This is a genomic window from Shewanella sp. SNU WT4 (assembly GCF_006494715.1).
Lineage (GTDB): Bacteria > Pseudomonadota > Gammaproteobacteria > Enterobacterales > Shewanellaceae > Shewanella.
In genome coordinates, this window is record NZ_CP041151.1 from 627,740 (window position 1) to 647,048 (window position 19,309).

The following is a 19,309-nucleotide window of genomic DNA, read 5'->3' on the forward strand; positions in this document are numbered from 1 at the left end:
TATGACGCGAGCCCAGGGCGCTAATGTCAAGCATTGACGGTTTCATGGGTCGTACTTCAGCAGGAAATGGATTATGCAATTGAAGAACTCAGTTCTGGTTATCAGCTTGGTTGCTACGGCAGTCATTGCAGGCTGCGCCGCCACCAACGAAATCATTAAAACCAAAGGCAAAGCTCAGGGGAAACATGGTGAACTGGTGGTCGAAACGACTTTCACTAACGGTCAAATCACCCAAATTGATGTTATTGAGCAAAAAGAAAATAAAGTACTAGCCAAAGCGGTATATAAGGATGTTCGTCAAGCCATCATAGCTACCAATTCAGTCGACGTAGATGGTATTTCAGGGGCAACAGTTACTTCTAATGCACTGAAACAAGCCGTCGCAGATAGCGTTAAAGCTGCAGGTGTCACTTTAGTGGCTGCTGCCGCTGTTGGTGGCAAACAGCAAGCAGCGCAACCTACTGATTACACTTATGATGTAGTAGTGATTGGCGCCGGCGGTGCGGGCTTTAGTGCCGGTCTGGAAGCGATTGAAAGCGGCGCCTCTGCAGTCATCATAGAAAAAATGCCAATCATTGGTGGCAACTCGCTAATTTCTGGCGCTGAGATGAATGTTGCTGGTAGCTGGGTTCAAAAAAATATGGGCATTACAGACTCCAAAGCCCTGTTTATCGAGGACACACTCAAAGGTGGCGACTACCAAGGTAATCCTGAAATGGTAGAAACCATGGTCGACAATGCGGTCGATGCCGCCGAGTGGTTACGCGATTATGTAGAAGTGGAGTTTTACCCTAATCAACTATTTCAGTTTGGTGGTCACAGCGTGAAACGTGCTTTGATCCCTAAAGGGCATACTGGCGCTGAAGTGATCGGAAAGTTTGCGACTAAGGCTGAAAACGTCGGCCTGCCAGTACACACACATACTACCGCCGATCGCCTGATTATGGACGACCAAGGTCGTATCGTTGGGGTTGAAGCCACTAAGAATGGGCAAAAGATTACTTATCACGCGACCAAAGGTGTCGTGGTTGCTACGGGCGGTTTCTCGGCTAACATCGAAATGCGCAAAAAATTCAACCCAGAGCTTGATGAGCGTTATGGCACCACAGGTCACTCGGGCGGTATGGGGGATGGTATTGTGTTGGCCGAAAAAATCAAAGCAGCCACTCAAAACCTTGGTTATATCCAGACTTACCCTATCTGTAATCCAGAATCTGGTGCTATTGCCTTGATTGCTGACTCGCGCTTTTTTGGTGCAGTGCTGATTAATCAGGAAGGTAAGCGCTTTGTAGAAGAGCTTGAACGTCGTGACGTGATAAGTCACGCCATTCTGGCGCAAACAGGCGCTTATACCTATGTGCTGTGGAATCAAGCGATTGATAATATAGGTGGCACTATCGATATGCACCCAGGTGAATTTGCTGACTTGCACAGTCGTGGCTTGATGTTCAAAGTTGACTCGCTTGAAGAAGCCGCAGCCAAATTCAATATCCCACTAGAAAGCTTGATGAGCACAGTGACGGACGTTAACCATTACGCTGCCACAGGTAAGGATGAGGCGTTTAATCACAGAGCGGGTTTAGTGAACTTGAGCCAAGGTCCTTACTGGATAATGAAGGCTACCCCTTCAGTGCATCACACTATGGGCGGTTTAGTTACGGATACTAAAACCCATGTGATTGATACTAAAGGCAAGGTTATTCCTGGTCTCTATGCCGCTGGTGAAGTTACAGGTTTGACTCATGGCACTAACCGCCTAGGAGGCAATGCCTACACAGATATTATTGTGTACGGCCGAATTGCTGGCCAAATGGCAGCTGCCGCTAAGTAACACTCTTTTTCTGCCAAACCCTCGGCATATTCAATATGTTGAGGGTTTTCTTTTATGGGGACATCTTGTTTGTGGCTGTTAGTCTCTGATGCCATCAATTTATAGCGGCTATTAAGATTTATTTTTAACATTAGCTACTTTTTACTCAATTGCTCCGTATATTTAACCACCGATTAAATGCCTTAAAAGTTTGGCCTAGATGCATTCAGACGTGTCACTTGCCCGCTTTAAACAATTTCCGCGCCTCATGTGGATTTTATTATTTGGCTCGTTTATTACCCGCGGCAGTTATTACATGGTATGGCCTTTTCTAGCGGTAATTCTTTATGAGAAGTTTGCGCTAACAGCCACCGAAGTCGGCTTAGTCTTATCTAGCGCAGCGTTAATTTCTGTGGTTACTAGCTTTGTTGGTAGCTCGTTATCGGACAAAATTGGTCGGCAGAAATTAATGTATTTCACTGGTGTGCTTTACGTCATTTCATTTTCACTGCTGGCGGAAGTGGATACTGTGGTGGGCTATGTCGTGGTCATGACATTATGCTCAATAGCTACTGCGCTGTGGCGGCCACTTACTTCAGCAGCCGTGGGCGATATTATTGCCGATGTCAAAACCCGCGAATTAGCCATGCAATCTTTGTATTTTGTGGTCAATGTCGGCTGCGCCTTAGGGCCATTACTTGGCATTTGGTTTGGCGTTACCGGTCAGCAATCGAGTTTTTATATCACAGCTGCGGCTTTTGCTTTGCTATTAGTACTGCTATTTTTTGGCTTTAAACATCAGACAAAACAGGGCGCTAATGACTTAAGCAAAATCTGCGCTAATCCTAAGGCTGACGATGGTATGGCTTCTGCCGTTATTGGGCGGCGGCAGATAATGCGGGTGTTATTGCAAGATAAATTGCTGCAATGCCTAATAGTTGCCAATATTTTATGTATGTTCATTTATGCGCAAATGGATAGTTCGCTGATTCAATATTTAACCCGCGCCAATGCCCCCAATTTGCTGGAGCTCATTTCATCACTGATTTTGACTAATGCGTTAGTGATTATCTCGACTCAGTATTTATTATTAAAATTGCTGGCACGGTTTGAACTAACAGAGCGCATTCGCATGGGCTTAGTATTATTAATGCTGTCGCAGTGTTGGTTAGCGGCCAACCCCATAGATTTATTCTGGGGCTGGGTTAGCGCCATTATCGTAATGAGTTTGGCTGAAACTATTTTATTCCCGACCATGAATGTGCATATTGACCGCCTCGCCCCCGCTAAGTTACGCGGCGCCTATTTCGGCGCGGCCTCATTTTATGACTTAGGCTTTGCGCTTGCGCCGCTCGGTGGCGGTATCATTCTCGATCACTTAAGCGGCACTTGGTTATATCTCATCGGCGCCGCCCTGTGCGGATTAGTATTTTATTTGTATTCCATACTCAACCGCCTCTCGCGCCCAGATTTCAGCAAGCTGTGATATGGTTAAGTTATGAGCAACGATTTTTTAAAGCGAGTGATGCGCTATCAAGGCTATTATTGATGCTATGAATGGCGAGGTAACTGGCATGAAATTCACTATAAGCGGGAGTCTGTATGAATAAAATATCAAGATGGGTTATTGGCTGCGTGTTATCAAGCTTACTCGTGCCAGCCATAGCTACGGCTAATTCGGGTGGTGAACATCATAAAAAAGACAAAGGCTTGCCACCGGGTTTACAAAAGAAAGTGGATCAAGGGCAACCTTTGCCACCAGGCTGGCAGAAGAAACTGCGCCGCGGCGATATTTTGCATAGCGATATTTATGATCGCGGCCATATAGTGATGCCCCTCGATAGAGATGGGCGAATTAGTATTCGAGTCGATGATTCGATTATTAAGCTTGATGAAAAAACGCGAAAAATCTTAGATATAGTAAATGTGATTACCCGCTAATCATCCTGCATTCCAATACGGGCGTTTGAATAGCTAGTGTGTTGTCGTGTTCGAAAACCGCCGAAGCGAGGTGGCGGTGAGCCTAGATATTGATAAAACAGTAGCCGACAACACAGTAGCCAATAAAGCAGCGCTCGTGGCAGGATAACCGGATAAAAACTCCCTAAAGACAAATATACCCCATCAATCAGTCATATCGTGCCATGACTTATGGCACTCACCACCCCTTGGGGTCTAAAATCCTGTCATTATCGTTTTTGGGCCACTGACTTATGCATCGCACTCGCATTCTGATTTCTACCTCCACTAACCCTTGGTTTAACCTTGCGGTTGAAGACACTATTTTTCGCAATATGCCGACCGATCAGCGGGTGCTGTTTTTATGGCGCAATGCCGATACTGTGGTGATTGGCCGTGCGCAAAATCCTTGGCGTGAGTGCCGCACCGATAAGATGGCCGAAGATGGGGTGAAACTAGCGCGGCGCCAAACGGGAGGCGGCGCAGTATTCCACGATTTAGGCAATTCTAACTTCACCTTTATGGCGGCCAAGCCCGAATACAACAAAGATATATCCACCCAAATTGTTCTCGATGCTTTGGCAAATTTAGGTATTCAAGGCTGCGCCAATGGTCGTAATGATTTAGTGATAGATGATGGCGATGGCGTACGTAAATTTTCAGGTTCAGCGTACCGTGAAACCCAAGAGCGGGGCTTTCATCATGGCACTTTATTACTGAGTGCTGACATGCAGCGTCTTGGGGATTATCTAACGCCAGATCCGAAAAAATTGCAGGCCAAGGGCATCACTTCGGTGAAATCGCGGGTGATTAACCTTAATACCGTTAAGAGCGATATAGATCATCAGCAAGTGTGTGATGCCATGATTGCTGCGTTCAGTGACTATTATGGTGAGTCAGTGGCGCCTGAATATATTTCTGATGATGATTTTGCTGCGGGTAAGGGCGTTGATTTACCGGGGTTAAGTGACAAGTTTGCCACCCAGCAAAGTTGGGATTGGAACTTTGGTCAAACGCCGCCGTTTACTCACAGCCTAGATGAGCGCTTTAGTTGGGGCGGGGTTGAAATGCTGTTTGCCGTGGAAAAAGGGCAGATTATGACGGCCACCTTATTTACCGATATGCTCGAGCCTACGCCATTTGAATGTTTGACCCAAGAGTTGGTAGGCTGCGCTTATCAAGCCACGAGCTTACAGGCCAAAATTGCTGAGGTGATGGCGACTAACACCCTCGCAATGGACGCGCAAACCCTTGAAAATATGGCGCAGTTTAGCCAGTGGTTAACCACGCAAATCGATTAGTCGATACATTAATGGTTTAACACTGCCCTTGATCACAAGCTGCCCTTTTATTGCCTTTTTATTGCAGCTTAGCAAGCCACAAGCCACTTAACCTATTAGTGGCTTGCGTGCTTTTTGGCTGGCACTTTTATTAGCACAGCTATTGTTGGCATAGCTATTATTGGCGCAGCTATCGGCACTGTTAATGACATTCCCAATGGCGCTGTTAATGGCGCCACTAATAACAACCTGCGCTACCTAGTTTGAGTCATATAAAATGTCTTTTTGTTCAAAATTTGACTAAAGCGATGTTTTTTTAATAAGCGGCTCGGCGGGTTTTGTAACAAGCGTCGATCAAGTTGGCAACTTGCTCTTGGCCTTAGATATTAGTAACTGTATTAATGTTTTATTTTTCAGCAGTATAGGCTCTATTGATTTAGTTCGATTATTTAGCCTTAAGCGTGAGTCAACTCAAGTTTTTGGCTAATTTGCTGCTTGCGCCACAATTCTACCTAGTGAAAAAGTAACAACTGCAGTTTGAACCCTGAGATCTCTTACAATGGATATCACTAATACAGCTTGATTTGATTACCAAAGTTAGCCAAAGCCAAGGCTATCACCAATCAAATAGGCTGTGGATTCTATTGAGGTCATAAGTCATGGAACGTAGAAGTTTCTTAAAAATGAGTGCCGCCATGGGGTGCGCTGCTACCGTTAGCGCCTGTAACCCTAGCACTAAAACTCCTGCATTTAGCAAGCCACTGCAACCTACTGCTGATGAAGTTCAGCACTGGTCCGCCTGTTTGGTAAACTGTGGTTCTAACTGCCCTATCAAGGTTTTCAGTAAAGATGGGGTGATCACTCGGGTTGAGACCGACCACGAGACTTCTGATCAATATGGCGAGAATCACCAAATTCGTTGTTGTACTCGTGGCCGCTCACTGCGCCAACGTACTTATGCCCCAGACCGTTTACGTACCCCAATGAAGCGTATTGGCGCAACTCGCACTGGTGAGCTTGATCAATTCGTTGCCATTAGCTGGGAGCAAGCCTACCAAGAAGTGGGTGAAAAGCTGATGCAAATCCGCCGCGATCATGGCCCAGCATCCACTTACTTCCATTACCGCAGCGGCGCCTATTACGGCTTTGCTGGTTATCAGGTATGGCAGCGCTTACTCAATAAAACTGGCGGTTACTTAGATCACCATTGGGATTACTCGTGGGCGCAGCTGTATATGGCGGCCGAAGCCACTTATGGTGATGCTGGCCATGCTTACTATGGCTCGCGTTTAGCTGAAATTGCTAATGCTGACTTATTTTTAGGGGTTGCCTTTAACCCGAATGAAATGCGCATGAGTGGTAGCGGTGAAGGCTATGACTTTGTGCAGGCACTGAATAACCACCCAACGGGCATTAAGGTATACATGGTTGATAGCCGTTATACCGACTCTATGCTGGGTAAAGAGCACCAGTGGTTGCCTATTCGCCCTGGCACAGATGCGGCATTAGCCGAAGCCATAGCTTATGAAATGATTAGCAGCGGCTGGATTGAAAACAATTCTAAAGCCTTCTTAGATAAGCATTGTTTAGGTTATGACTATGAGTCACTGGCGAGCTTTAAAGCCTTGTGGGCAGCGTCTGATGATAGCGAACAGCAGCGCTACGCGGCGTTAATCAATCCAGAAGAAAACTATCGCGATTATATTCTTGGCACCTATAGCAAGTTAGCGCGCACCCCAGAGTGGGCGGCGGCGCGCACAGGTATTAGCGCCGCGCAAATTCGTGATTTAGCCAATGCCATTATGGCCGCTAAAGCGCCGTACATCAGCATAGGCGCTGGCGTTAGCCGTCATGCCAATGGCGATCAGGCCACGCGCGCCTTGTACATGTTATCGATTTTAACCGGTAAATTAGGTCAGCCTGGGGTTAACACTGGCGCTATGCCAATGAACTACGGTTTAGGCGTGGCTGGTATTGATATTGGTGATAACCCAGTTAAAGCCACTATTCCAGTATTTACCTTTAGCGAAGCCATTGAGCGCGGTAAAGAATTCACCCCTTATACCCATAACCTTAAGGGCGCTGAAAGCTTAGATTCCAACATCAAGGCCATTATCAATGTCAGCGGTAATGCCATTGTTAACCAGCATTCAGACATTAACGGCACCACTAAGATTTTAAGCGACACCAGTAAGTGTGAGCTGATTGTGGTGTGTGATTGCTGGATGACGCCATCGGCGCGCTACGCAGATTACATTTTACCTGCTGCCACTTGGCTTGAGTCTGATGACTTAGCGGGTGACTCTTATGCATCAGGCCAAATGGGTTATATGACCATGATGAGCACTGGGGTTAAGCCGCTGGGTGAAGCCAAAAACATGTACGACATCTGCACTGGCTTAGCTAAGGCTATGGGCTGTGATGATTATACCGAAGGCAAAAATGTTGCCGATTGGAATAATACCTTGTACCAGCAAACCCGCGCTAACAACCCAGATATTGGTTTGCCAGCAACCTATAGCGAAGCGCAAGAGCAAGGGGTATTCCGCAAATACATGCCTGAAAGCTTTGTGGTGCTTAAAGATTGGGTAGCCGGCAAAGATGATGCCTACGGGGTTAAAACATTATCAGGCAAGATTGAAATCTATTCTTTGTCACTGGCAGATAAACGCGCCAACTGGCAGTTACAAAATTATTGGAGCGTGGAAGAGCAGCAACGCTTTAGCAGCGAGCAGCAGCAAGAGCGTTATCAAATCACGCCATTACCTCAGTATGTGGTGACTTGGGATGGCTATGAAGATAAGCAAACTGCGGTGGAATATCCTTTGCAGTTAATTGGTTATCACACTAAAGGCCGAGTGCATTCAAGCTATGACAACGTGCCTTGGCTGCGTGAAGCGGTAGAAGATGCGGTATGGATGAACCCTATGGACGCAGCAGCGCGCAACTTAGTGTCTGGCCAAACAGTGCGAGTATGGAATGATCGCGGCATGACCGAATTGCCTGTGCGTATTACTCCGCGTATTGCTCCTGGCGTTACTGCCATGGGTGAAGGCCGCTGGTATAAGCCGGGGACAGATAAAGATCAGCAAGGTCGCCCAGTGGATATCAATGGCGCCTTAAACGTTCTGACCAAGTATCACCCAACCCCAGTGGTTAAGGGCAATCCTCAGCACACTAACCGCGTGCAAATTGCTGCGAAACAGGAGGCATAAGCCATGAAAGCAAATGTTCAATATGGTTTTTACCTAGATACTACTAAGTGTACTGGTTGTAAGACTTGTCATGTGGCTTGTAAAGATCGCATGGTCGGGCTTGAGCGCGGTGAAGGCGAAGGTGCCACGGGTATTTCAGCCATGAAAGGCGTGTTGTGGCGCCGTGTGTATGAATACGGCGGCGGTGAGTGGACCACAAATGATGATGGTAGCTTTAGCCAAAACGTGTTTGCTTACTATATGTCGATTGGTTGCAATCACTGTAATGAGCCGGCGTGCGTTAAGTATTGCCCAACGGGCGCTATGCATAAGCGCGCTGAAGATGGTTTAGTGCATATTAAGCAAGACTTATGTATTGGTTGCGAAAGCTGCGCTTGTGCTTGTCCTTATGACGCGCCGCAGCTCGACCCTGATCGTAAAGTCATGACTAAGTGCGATGGTTGTTTTGAGCGTATCGCCATTGGTCGTCAGCCGATTTGTGTTGAATCTTGCCCGCTGCGCGCGCTGGATTTCGATACCATGGATAAGCTTAAGGCCAAGTATGGCGAAGGCGATGGCCATATTGCGCCGCTGCCATCTCCAGACATTACTAAGCCTAACTTAATCATTAAGGCTAACCGTCATGGTCGCCCAGCGAAAGAGACCATAGGCTTGTGTTATAGCCAGCCATGGCCATCAAATAGCGAGCCTAAGCTTAACTTAGTGGAAGGCAGCGTACTTAACCCTGCTGAAGTGTAAGTCTTAAACCTCTAAGAGTAAGCATTAAGGCCAAGGTGCTGTGCGCCTTGGCCTTTTGATTGCTAACTTATTCAACGCCTTAGGCGTTAACTCAGTGGAAGCCAGTATGACTATCTCCCGTGAAGAAATGCAAGCCATGGCCCAAGTGCTCCATAACTTGTGGTTTCAGCCGCCATCTGCCGAATTATTGGCTCAGTTTAGTCAAGTCGATTGGTGTCAAGAATGGCCGCTCGCCCGCAGCCAAGCAAGTATGCAGGGCTGTGAGTTACTGTCTAAACCGCAAGCCAGTCTAGATGAATTGCTTAAAGACTATAGCCGTTTGTTTATTGGCCCAGGCGTGCCTTTATGTCCGCCTTGGGGCTCAGTGTATTTGTGCGAAACTGGGCTGCTCAATGATGTTAGTACCCAAGCCTTGATGGCGTTTTATCGTCAAGCGGGCATTAATATTGATAGTGAGCGCAATGAGCCGCTAGATCATATGGGGTTGTTATTGGCCATGTTAGCCAACGGTCTTGGCGCAGATGCCGCCCTTGGCAGCGATGAAATTTATTGCAGTGACGCTTGGCTTGCGCAGTTATTAGCGCAATTTATTATGACGTTTGCTCCTGCTTGTATTGACCGTTTAGCTGATCATAGCGATACCGATTATTATCGGGCATTAGCCTTGTTAACTCGCGATTATTTGCAGCAGTTAACTGTATGGTTAGAATTGCAAGGGTAAGCTGCGGCATAGTTTATGAGTGTCAAAAGATTGCTTAAGAGCATGGTTAACGAGTGAGTGCTAATTATGAGTGTGATTAATGCCTTGGCGGCACAGCGCATAAAAGCGGATTTTGCCCAGCATCTAGCTAGCTATTTAGTCGCTAATCAAGACATTAGCGCCTTGTTTGTTGGCGCCACCAGTTTAACTACTGTGACTAATTTAATTGCCGCCATGAGTTATCGAGCGCTTGATGGTGAAAGCGATTGGCGATTTGAGTGTGATGCCAATACAGAACTCGCCGATGAAGTAGTGATGAGCGTGCTGCTCGATGCCTTTAGGTTATTGTTTGTTAAGGCGTCGCAGCAAAACCTGTCTCAGCCTGAGCAGTTAATCGTTAATATCGCCATTAAGCTTGCCAAGCAATGGCAAGCGCAAGGATTGGCGCCAGAGCAGCAAGCGCTGGCTTCATCCTTAAGCGTGATTTTGCATTTAGCCGAAGTGCTGGCGCAAGGTCAGCAAGTTAGACGTCAACAAAGCCGCAATATGGGGCGCTAAGGCAGCCCCCATACTTCCAATCCCCCTCTTAGTTGCCATCTTGAGTTGCTATGTTTAGTCGCCATGTTTATTTGCTATGTTGATTTGCCATGCGGCAAGACAATAGAAAATTGCTGGTGGCAAATAGCGCCTGGCAAACCGCTATGAGTAAAACCTGTCTCCCTGCAAATCGTTAACTGGCTTAGATTGACTGATTAGATGTTATTTGTGGTTAAAATACCCACAAATGCTGACGGCTTGTTAATGGATTGGCGATATACTCAGGCCCTTAGCGTTATCTCAAGGGATATTCATGAGTCATAAACTTGGCCGGCTTCAAGGCGCGGCTATGATGGCCACAACTTTGCTCGGCACTGGCGTGTTTATTTTGCCGCAAATGACCCTAGCGTTAGCGGGCAGTAATGCTGTTATCGCTTGGCTGGTATTAACCTTAGCCATCTTACCTGTAGCTTGGGTTTTTGGTCGTTTGGCCGCGACGTTTAGCCACGCGGCGGGGCCTGCCTATTTTACTGAGCTGGCATTTGGCGCTGTGCTTGGGCGAGTCATCGGCTTGATGTTTTTGCTGGTGGTGCCCATTGGCGCGCCGGCAGCGCTATTAATGACTTATGAATTTATTGAGCTTTTTTGGCACTTTACGGGCGCTTGGCCGCTCTTGATCCAGCTGTCTATGTTAGCTCTGCTGTGGTGGGTAAATCGCGGCGGTATTCAAGTGTCGGCCAAATTACAGCTCGGCTTAACTCTGCTAATAGTGGCCGTGGTGGTGGCATTAATTGCAGGCGGTTCAAGAGAGATAAGCCAATTATCTATGGCAGTAGTCAGCAAGATAGAAGTCAATGCCGTCATGGCTGCTATGGCCATAGGTCTGTGGAGCTTTCTTGGCATAGAAGCCGTCACTCATCTGAGCGATGATTTTATTGACCCCAAACGCGACATGCTGGCTGCCATCATAATCGGCACGTCATTAGTTGGGGTGATTTATCTACTTTGTACTTGCTTATTGCTGTGGTTTCCCATGAGTCATGCCACTAATAGTGCTGAGGCTATGGTGATGCTGTTTAATCACTTTTTTGGGGCGGGCGGCACTGTGATTATTGGCATTTTAGGGGTAGCAAGCGGTTTGGCCACGGTTAACGTCTATAGCGCAGGCTGCGCCCGATTAATGGCAAGTTTTGCCGAGCAAGGCTTGTTGCCTGAAGCTCTGTGTCATAAAAATGCTAAAGGGGTGCCCATCAATGCGCTTTCACTGTTACTTATCGCTATGGCAGTTATTTTAGTGATTGCAGAGTTTTATGGCGCTTCTCTTGAAACCTTAATTAGTTGGAGTAACGGCGTATTTGTGCTGATTTATAGCTTGTGTATGCTGGCCGCCGCCAAGCTACTTAAGGATAAAGGCATATACTGGATAGTCGCATTCTCAGCGGCTTTTTGTGGCTTATTAGCTTGGTCAATCGGTGCCGGCATGCTTTATGGTGGCCTGATATTTAGTGGCTGCGTTATGCTGTTATGGACACTGCGAAGAGTGAGAGCCGTTAAGCTAAATTCAAGAATTTAAATAGTAAAGTGAGTGCGCATGACAATTGTTGACTATATTTTTAGAGACAACAAAAGGAGAAAGGTCATGGATGCAGCACTACTTTTATCTAAAGTGGATGAATTACCTCGGTTACCAAAGGCCATCAGTGAATTATTAGATGTAGTCAATGATAGTCAGGCGACAATTAAGGGGATTTCCAGCAAATTGGCACAAGAGCCTATCGTCAGCGCTAAGGTGCTGCGGATGGCAAACTCAGCATATTTTGGCAATAGCCGCGAAGTTGCTTCCTTAGATGAAGCCGTGGTGCGCTTAGGGATGCAAAAACTGCGAACCTTAGTGATTGCCTCTGCCTTAGTTGGCGCCGTTCCTAAATCAAACCATGTCGATCTCAGTGAATTCTGGGGTAATACCTTTGAAGTGGCATGTTTTTGTCAGGTGGTGGCTAAAGTCGCCAAAAGTCAGCCAGAAGAAGCCTTCACTTGCGCCATTTTGCACAATATTGGTGACTTATTAATTGCCACTATGATGGCCGATAGTGCCGTTGAAATTAAAGCCTTAATTGATGCTGGTGGTGGTTTGGAAGCCAGCCAAGTGGCAGTGCTTGGTTACGCGGCCGCTGATATTGGCGCGTTAATGGCTGACAACTGGAAGTTCCCAGTATCCTTAGTGGATGGTATACGTTTTCAAAATCATCCCGATGAAACCTCTCCTTATTGCGAATTGGCTGGTCTATTGTACTTTGCTAAGAAAGTGATCGCCGATTGGGACACGATTGAAGACCATGGGCGCACTTCTTGGTTAGCTACCACAGCTAATGTTGCGGGCCTAAAAATTCCTATGGATGGCTTAGCTGAGCGTTTAGCTGCGATTCGGGGTCAAGGTTATGCCATGGGTAAAATGCTCGCTTAAGCCGAGGCTTGAGTCTAGCGGCAGTGAGTTACTGCGATGAAACAATAAATAAAGGCTTCACCTTAGGGTGAAGCCTTTATTTTTGTGGCGTTAGCTATGACGTCTGGCGCTGCGTTGGTATCTAATGCATTAGAGATTGAGGCTGTCGCGCGCTTGATTGCGTAATTGAATCAGCTCGCTGTGTTTTAGATAAAGTAAGTCGGCGCAGCGGCGAATAATTTGATCTTCATACTGGCATAAACGGCCATCGGCATAGGCAAGTTTCCACATGGCTAAGATCAATTGCCGTTTTTGCTCCAAGCTAAATTTATCATTAAGCTCATTGGTAAATTCATACAAGGACGTGGCCTGATGGCGGCTAAGCTTGGCTTCTTCTGTCAGTTGCTCTGCCTGATCTTTATCTAAATTGAGCAGTGAACTTAGTAGGTCTGGTAATAAATCAGCTTCTGCATCTGAGACTTGTTCATCAGCAAAAATCACTTCGCACAGCATACTTGCCGCCGCAATATTAAGGTGCTGTTGTTGCTGCTCTGGCGTTTGTGGCTGCAAGTGCGATAGCAATAATTGTTTGAGTTTTGAAATCATGACCGAGAGTTTTGGCAATAGAACACATATTGAAGACTAGCATATGGACACTAAGTTCAGACGGATGGGGGATTAAACCTAGTTCATTTGTGGTGTGCTGGCGCTACTTGCATCCAGCTAGCACGGTTTGCCGCGCTAGCTGGTGATAAATTACGGCTAACACTCGCTTAGAGCAGGCTTTCTAAGCCTTTATTCAGTAATCCTAATGCGCCAGTATCGCCTTGAGATTCAAGATAAGACTTCACGCCATTGATCATAGGCACCACCATGTCTTTAGGGATGCCGAGCTTCTCGAACGAATCATAGACCATAGCTCCGGCTTGTAATCCTTGACCGACATTGCCGGCTTTAGACAATAAGCCTGTGAGACCATCGTTACCGCCAAGCGCAGGCGCTGCGGCTAATAAGCTATCGGCGCCAGGAATGGATTGGCTTAAGGCGCTAAAGTCGCTGGCACCTAAGGTGCTTTTAGCCACATTTAATAAACTGCCAATCCCGCCTTCAGTTTGCGCTGCATTTAAGCCTAGGGATGACAGGCTATTAACCAAGGGATTAGTGCTTAGACCTGATGTCGCCGCGCTTTGGTTAGACGTTGCTGTATCTGCGCTGCTTGAACCCACCAAATCATTGAGCCAACTCGCATGAGCTGCGCTCATAGTGAGAGTGGCTGCGAGCAGAGTAGCTAGAGTAATAGATTTTTTCATTGGAACCTCAGTTCAGAATACCTAGCGCCATCTTAACGGCAAAACATTCCGATAACAGCTTTTTCTTTATGTAACGGCAAGCTATTTGTATTGTGCATTGCAGCGGGATATTGGGTATCCTAGCGGCAGTTTATGTTGAATATGTTATGGAAGGGCGCATGTCTTTGTCCGCTATCTTAACCGAAGCGTTTTATTTCTTTAAAAATCATATGGGGCAGCTGGCTAAGCTGACTCTGCCAATCTTAGTGATCCAAGTGGCGATTCAAGTGTGGCTGGGCGCAGAACTGCGCGGCGCTGACTTAGAAAATCCGCAGTTTGGTGCCGGTCATGGCGCGGCCATGATGGTGCTGTTACTGGTGTTTTCACTGCTAATTGCGGCATTAACCTTGTTTATGGAATGGCGCAGTGAAGGTCATCAGCCAACGGCTATGCAAGTGTTAAGTCACAGCTTTGCGTTTGTACCGCCATTATTATTGGCGGGCGTTTTTTCAGGCTTAGCGATTTTAGCGCCATTTTTTATCTTAACCGCCTTTGCGGGTGGCTTAGGTATCATAGGCTTAGGTGTGAGCGCTTATTTGTTCTCGCGTTTGGCCTATGTCAATTTCATGGTAGTGACTGAGCGCTTAACGCCGCTGGAATCTATTAAGGCGAGCTTTAACTTTAGTGGTCCTATTGCCTTAAAAACCATGTTGATCTTATTTTTGTACATGCCATTTTCGTTAGTGGGTGGCTTAGTTGCCTCGGCCTTGCTGCCACTGGGATTACCGGTACAAATTGTTGTTGATACTGGCATCGCTTTCTTTAGCTTATTCGTCAATATCGCCTTGTTCCGCTTATACATGGTTAATCGCGCTCCTAAAGCCGTTAACTTAGATAACTGCGACAATCAATAGGATACGCATGCAAACTGACAGCCAATGGGTAGCTAATATCGATGCGGTATTGGCAAGTGAATATGATAAAGCGCGGGATTACGCCTTTGAGGTGCCGACCCAATGTCTATTACATATTCGCGCCTTTACCCATAGGCTGTGTCAGTTATTAGCAGGCGAGCGCATTTTTGATAGCGTTAACTTGTTCGATAGAATTGAGCAGCTCAATAAGCAGCGGCTCATTTCGGTGCGTCTCGCGCGATCGCTACACAAACTCAGAGGTCACGGCAATCGTGGCGCTCATCCTGAAAAATATCACCTCACTCAAGAAGCCTTATTAGCGCTGGCCGAAAAATCCTTAAGCGATGCTCGCCAAGTATTAGCCTTAGCCTGCGAGCAATTGCACCCTAAGCTTAATTGTCAGTATCAGTTGCAACCCTTAGGGCAAGATGCTGGACGCGAATTGTGCTATCGCGCTGTGATGGAAGATGATTGTCGCTCGCAATATTTACTCGGTATGTCATTTAAAGCCAAAGCCTTGCTTCTACAAGAGCAAGAGCAGGCCTTAGAGGATGACTTACCTGACGCTGGAAGTTTACACCAAGGCAGTGATGAGTTTTTAGCTAAAGCTATGTATTGGTTTAGTTTGGCTTATCGCTGCGATATGGATGCACGCTTTGAGTACGGCGTGGCCTTATTGCACGGGTATCAAGGTGATGCTGACGCTGACCAAGGCGAAGCCTTAATTGCAGAGGCAGCAAATGCCGGGGTAATTAATGCTAAAGCTTTGCTTGGTTATTTTTATTTAACGGGCACCTTGCATACCGCCGCCGATAAAGCGTTAGCGCAGCAGTATCTTGAAGCCGCCGCTAAGCAAGATAACGCTGAGGCTATGTGTAATCTTGGGGTGCTGTATTATCAGCAAGGTCAGTTAACGCTGGGCTATGACTGGAGCTTAAAGGCCGCGGATGCTGGCTTTGCTCAAGCGCAATATCATTTAGCCTTAATGCTCGCCAAAGGTGAGGGCTGCACTAGCAATCCAAGTTTAAGTGAATACTGGCTGACGGAAGCGGCCACCCACGGGCAGTTAGATGCCATGCTGCTGCGAGCGCAGCAATTATTAAATGATGAAAGTTTAAGTGCACAGGAGCTTAGCGTTGCCGAAGATTATCTGCGCCAAGTCATTCGTTTTGGCCGCAGTGTGCCCGCTATGATTGAGCTCAGTGTTGCGCTTACCGATGGCATGCTCGGGCGCATTGATGTGGTTGGCGCCGCCGCCTTATTGGCCTTAGCTAAGCGCCACGCCAATGATGAACATCACGAGATTATTACTGCGCTGCAGCAGTCATTGCAGCAACAGTTAGCGCAAGTTATGCCGCTGACTGATAATCCGCAAGAGCTTAGCGCCATGCAGCGCGCCGCCCAGTTACTTGATATGCCGATAAATTAATGTCTAATGCTTAATGGCGCTCAATGCTCGCGCTACTAAATCGTTAACCTCTGTGTTAACTATCTGCACTGAATTAGCTGCTTTGCCACCTAGCTTATCTTTGCATTTAGTCTTTACGTTGCCATTCGCTGCTAGGTAAATCGACTATCTGCGCCTCATGCTGCTTAGGAATAAAGTTGTCATCAAATGGATGGCTTTGGTCTGAGTCCATCTGCTCAGTGTAGGTTTCACTTTGAGCATAAAATGCCTGCTGACGTTTTTGTAAGCGCCGCCATGCTAAGTTAATGGCAATCATGGCGACTGCGCCAATTAACAGTAGTAATGGCAACGCCACCATAGTGACGGCAAAAGTAGCGACTAACAGCAATACTGCCAGCACGAGTTTCATGGGGGATGCTTTAAATAACTGGCCGCTGGAATTGGCTGAAGTAAAAGTGACCATAGACTCTCCGATAGAGGTTCGCGTGAGTGAATCACATAAGATGCTCGAAAAAATGTATGCCCGAGCAAATCGAAACAAGAGTCTGACACTGGGTGTGATATAGATCACGTTAATTGCCGTTAATGAAAACGACACTCAGCAATAAAGTTGAGTGTCGCTCAAGACGCAATCTTGATAGGTATTGCTGTTATTTTAGTGGCTTGCTCTTAATGGCATTGGGAGCACAGGGCATCGGGCTTCACGTCTTTATGGGCAATATGGCAATCATTACAGCCGATAACGCCATCATGGATCTTATGGTTATCGCCAGCAATATCCTTCATCGCACCGTGGCATGACTGACATTGCTGTAACTCATGCACCATGTCGCTTGAAGGTTCACTATTGACGTGGCAAGCATCGCAGCCTGACATTTCTGTGTGGGTGTCGGCAATATTGGCCGCGGCAACGCTGAATGAACTACAGATAAGCACCATTATTATTTTTTTCAACATATTGATTTCCTTTATGCTAATGTCATTTGGCCTGTATATAAAATGAAATGTCTAAGCAGTAACACCCCAAGCAGACTCATGCTGGCGGTGAAGGCGACGTAAGAAAATTTGCGCTGCGACGAGGCGCTCATGAATAAGTTCATGGCTAACGGAATCGATAATCCTAGGCCGATAATTCCGCCCCAAAAAATCCAGCCCCAGAACCCTTGACCTATGGCATTGAAGGCTGCCACTTGCTTTTGGCCACCACTTAAAATGAGGCCGAGGAAGAAGGTAAATAGCAGTACCAACTCAATTAAAATCAGCGGAATTTCAATCTTATGAATGAAATGCACTTCTTTACTGTCGGCCGCACCTTTAAGTAGCACGCCCAGCAATAACGAGCCTGCAGCTCCCGATGACAAGCCTGAAGCTAAGAAGAGTAAAGGTAATACTGGGTTGTTAAGCATGGGATAACCAGGTAATGCCGAGAGTAAGAATCCAGTGTAGGCCCCAAGTGATATTGAAAGGATTAATAATAATCCGGTAATCGTGGCTTGATGATGTGCAAGCCAACGCAATAAGCGGCTGACGATTGCCAAGCGACCCGCTAGGAGTTCAGTGAGTGATTTTTGATAGATGGCGCCTATCCAAGCAAACATAAAGACTTGGTAGATCATCAAGACTATGACACCAATGGACATCACAGATAAAGGATTGTAGAAAATTAAAATCTTCCAGAAATCCAGTGGCTTAGTTAAATCTACCACTAAAATACCAAGACCCGCCCACACGGCAATCGGCGCTATGATACATGCGCCCAAAATAAAGCGTGAACCTTCAGCTTTATCTTTTACACAAAAGTACTTAAGTAAGATGGCAAAGAAAATGGAACCTGCAGAAATACCAGCAAGAAACAGGTAAATCGCAATGGGCCAATGCCACACTAAAGAATCGAAATGAAAGGGGCTCATATCACTACCTCGCCATTAGCGGCCAAAATTTTAAAGACTTTAGGGCGGGTGCCTAAGGCTTCTTTATCGCGATTAACGGCCACAGTTTGTAGTATTTTGCTGACCTGGGAACTTGGATCTTTACTATCACCAAAAATAAGCGCTTGTGTTGGGCAGGCTTGAACGCAGGCTGGTAATTCGCCCTGCATTAACTTAGTTTCTAAGCAAAAATCGCATTTATCAGCAGCCTTGGTGGTTGGATGGATAAATCGAATTTGATAAGGGCAGGCGGCCAGACAATATTGGCAACCCACACATTTCCATTCGTTAACTCGCACTATGCCAGTGGCTTCATCGCGATAGGCGGCGCCAGTTGGGCAGACTTTAACGCAAGGCGCCTCTTCGCAGTGCTGACATGAAATACGTTCAAAACGATAGCTTTGGTTAGGGTATTCACCATAAGGGCCATGACGTTTAATTTCTAATCGTGCCACGCCTTCTGGCACTTGATTAGTTTCGCGGCAGGCCAAGCTGCAAGCATCGCAACCTATGCACTTGTTCTCATCGTGAATGAGCACCAGTTTTTCAATTTTGCCCACAGTGGCTGCTTGGGTAGTCGCTGACATTCGGTAGATTGAAAACCCTAATGCTAAGGCTCCCGCACCTTTAAGAAACATTCTTTTACTCTTTTGCATAGAGATTATTCCGCTGAGGTTTGATGACAGCTACTGCAAAGTTCAGCGCGTTGCTGGGCTGAGATTGCGACCATAGGATCTATGTTTGGATGCAGTTGATGGCACTTGGCACAATCGATTTTGTTGGAGTGAACATTATGGGTCCACTCTTGCTCGCCAATCACAGAGGCTTCATGGCAAGTTAAACAGCGAGAAGTTTGTTGAAGACTTGTACTTTTATCTGAATTAAAAATCACTAACTCAGAAGGTTGGCGAGGATGGCCTTGTTTTTCACCATGGCAATCATTACAGCTAATATCGAGCGCAACGTTGGCGTGCACACCTAACATTTTTCCGTTCTTTTTATGGCACTTAAAGCAAGCGTTGTCATGCATTGGTGACAGAGGTTCCTGGGCGTGTGCCCAGGAGATTCCAGTGCCCACTAGCATCAGC

Annotated in this window: 20 protein-coding genes; 13 read left to right on the forward strand and 7 right to left on the reverse strand. The window is 46.7% G+C overall.

Going from position 1 to position 19,309, the window contains the following annotated elements; all coding sequences use genetic code 11:
- Positions 1 to 73: 73 nt before the first annotated feature.
- The 11 genes from FJQ87_RS02830 to FJQ87_RS02875 all read left to right on the forward strand — a co-directional run bounded on the left by FJQ87_RS02830 (position 74) and on the right by FJQ87_RS02875 (position 12,703).
- Entirely contained in the window at positions 74 to 1,831 is a 1,758-nt protein-coding gene (locus FJQ87_RS02830) for a flavocytochrome c (RefSeq protein ID WP_140930403.1), read from the forward strand.
- 199 nt (positions 1,832 to 2,030) lie between these two features.
- The gene (locus tag FJQ87_RS02835) at positions 2,031 to 3,296 is read left to right on the forward strand and encodes an MFS transporter (RefSeq protein WP_140930404.1); all 1,266 of its coding nucleotides are present in this window, start codon (positions 2,031 to 2,033) and stop codon (positions 3,294 to 3,296) included.
- A 116-nt stretch (positions 3,297 to 3,412) separates the two neighbouring features.
- Positions 3,413 to 3,751 (forward strand): hypothetical protein, encoded by a 339-nt coding sequence (locus tag FJQ87_RS02840; RefSeq protein ID WP_140930405.1) that lies wholly within the window; start codon positions 3,413 to 3,415, stop codon positions 3,749 to 3,751.
- A 272-nt stretch (positions 3,752 to 4,023) separates the two neighbouring features.
- Complete coding sequence (locus FJQ87_RS02845) at positions 4,024 to 5,070, forward strand: lipoate--protein ligase (RefSeq protein WP_140930406.1); 1,047 nt, start codon at positions 4,024 to 4,026, stop codon at positions 5,068 to 5,070.
- Positions 5,071 to 5,184: 114 nt separating this feature from the next.
- Complete coding sequence (locus tag FJQ87_RS18905) at positions 5,185 to 5,316, forward strand: hypothetical protein (RefSeq protein ID WP_276613154.1); 132 nt, start codon at positions 5,185 to 5,187, stop codon at positions 5,314 to 5,316.
- Between the two features lie 392 nt (positions 5,317 to 5,708).
- Positions 5,709 to 8,264 (forward strand): DMSO/selenate family reductase complex A subunit, encoded by a 2,556-nt coding sequence (locus tag FJQ87_RS02850; RefSeq protein WP_140930407.1) that lies wholly within the window; start codon positions 5,709 to 5,711, stop codon positions 8,262 to 8,264.
- A 3-nt stretch (positions 8,265 to 8,267) separates the two neighbouring features.
- Complete coding sequence (locus tag FJQ87_RS02855) at positions 8,268 to 9,002, forward strand: DMSO/selenate family reductase complex B subunit (protein WP_140930408.1); 735 nt, start codon at positions 8,268 to 8,270, stop codon at positions 9,000 to 9,002.
- A gap of 106 nt (positions 9,003 to 9,108) precedes the next feature.
- On the forward strand, positions 9,109 to 9,723 hold the full coding sequence (locus FJQ87_RS02860) for a molecular chaperone TorD family protein (protein ID WP_168195127.1): 615 nt from the start codon (positions 9,109 to 9,111) through the stop codon (positions 9,721 to 9,723).
- A 66-nt stretch (positions 9,724 to 9,789) separates the two neighbouring features.
- Positions 9,790 to 10,260, forward strand: coding sequence for a hypothetical protein (locus tag FJQ87_RS02865; protein WP_140930410.1), 471 nt, complete (start codon positions 9,790 to 9,792; stop codon positions 10,258 to 10,260).
- 292 nt (positions 10,261 to 10,552) lie between these two features.
- On the forward strand, positions 10,553 to 11,812 hold the full coding sequence (yjeH, locus tag FJQ87_RS02870; protein WP_140930411.1) for an L-methionine/branched-chain amino acid transporter: 1,260 nt from the start codon (positions 10,553 to 10,555) through the stop codon (positions 11,810 to 11,812).
- A gap of 66 nt (positions 11,813 to 11,878) precedes the next feature.
- Positions 11,879 to 12,703 carry an HDOD domain-containing protein gene (locus tag FJQ87_RS02875; RefSeq protein WP_140930412.1) on the forward strand — a complete coding sequence of 275 codons (825 nt, stop codon included), beginning with the start codon at positions 11,879 to 11,881 and terminating at the stop codon, positions 12,701 to 12,703.
- 129 nt (positions 12,704 to 12,832) lie between these two features.
- Here the strand turns inward: FJQ87_RS02875 and FJQ87_RS02880 are convergent, their stop codons facing one another.
- Positions 12,833 to 13,288, reverse strand: coding sequence for a TerB family tellurite resistance protein (locus tag FJQ87_RS02880; RefSeq protein ID WP_140930413.1), 456 nt, complete (start codon positions 13,286 to 13,288; stop codon positions 12,833 to 12,835).
- 167 nt (positions 13,289 to 13,455) lie between these two features.
- Positions 13,456 to 13,992: a DUF2780 domain-containing protein gene (locus FJQ87_RS02885; protein ID WP_140930414.1), complete on the reverse strand. Its 537-nt coding sequence runs from the start codon at positions 13,990 to 13,992 to the stop codon at positions 13,456 to 13,458.
- A gap of 158 nt (positions 13,993 to 14,150) precedes the next feature.
- On the opposite strand from FJQ87_RS02885, the gene FJQ87_RS02890 reads away from it, so the two are divergent.
- Together FJQ87_RS02890 and FJQ87_RS02895 are read left to right on the forward strand one after the other, a co-directional pair.
- Complete coding sequence (locus FJQ87_RS02890; RefSeq protein WP_140930415.1) at positions 14,151 to 14,885, forward strand: hypothetical protein; 735 nt, start codon at positions 14,151 to 14,153, stop codon at positions 14,883 to 14,885.
- Positions 14,886 to 14,892: 7 nt separating this feature from the next.
- The gene (locus tag FJQ87_RS02895; protein WP_140930416.1) at positions 14,893 to 16,314 is read left to right on the forward strand and encodes a DUF4145 domain-containing protein; all 1,422 of its coding nucleotides are present in this window, start codon (positions 14,893 to 14,895) and stop codon (positions 16,312 to 16,314) included.
- A gap of 106 nt (positions 16,315 to 16,420) precedes the next feature.
- On the opposite strand, the gene FJQ87_RS02900 is transcribed toward FJQ87_RS02895, so the two are convergent.
- The 5 genes from FJQ87_RS02900 to FJQ87_RS02920 form a co-directional block, all read right to left on the reverse strand.
- Complete coding sequence (locus tag FJQ87_RS02900; RefSeq protein WP_140930417.1) at positions 16,421 to 16,756, reverse strand: hypothetical protein; 336 nt, start codon at positions 16,754 to 16,756, stop codon at positions 16,421 to 16,423.
- A 206-nt stretch (positions 16,757 to 16,962) separates the two neighbouring features.
- Positions 16,963 to 17,250, reverse strand: a complete 288-nt coding sequence (locus FJQ87_RS02905) for a cytochrome c3 family protein (RefSeq protein WP_140930418.1) — start codon at positions 17,248 to 17,250, stop codon at positions 16,963 to 16,965.
- A gap of 11 nt (positions 17,251 to 17,261) precedes the next feature.
- A complete protein-coding gene (gene nrfD / locus FJQ87_RS02910) occupies positions 17,262 to 18,203 on the reverse strand; it encodes a cytochrome c nitrite reductase subunit NrfD (protein ID WP_140930419.1) in 942 nt (313 codons plus the stop codon).
- A complete protein-coding gene (locus FJQ87_RS02915; protein ID WP_140930420.1) occupies positions 18,200 to 18,877 on the reverse strand; it encodes a 4Fe-4S dicluster domain-containing protein in 678 nt (225 codons plus the stop codon). The genes nrfD and FJQ87_RS02915 overlap by 4 nt, the downstream gene beginning before the upstream one ends.
- 5 nt (positions 18,878 to 18,882) lie before the next feature.
- The gene (locus FJQ87_RS02920; protein ID WP_140930422.1) at positions 18,883 to 19,206 is read right to left on the reverse strand and encodes a cytochrome c3 family protein; all 324 of its coding nucleotides are present in this window, start codon (positions 19,204 to 19,206) and stop codon (positions 18,883 to 18,885) included.
- Positions 19,207 to 19,309: the final 103 nt, after the last annotated feature.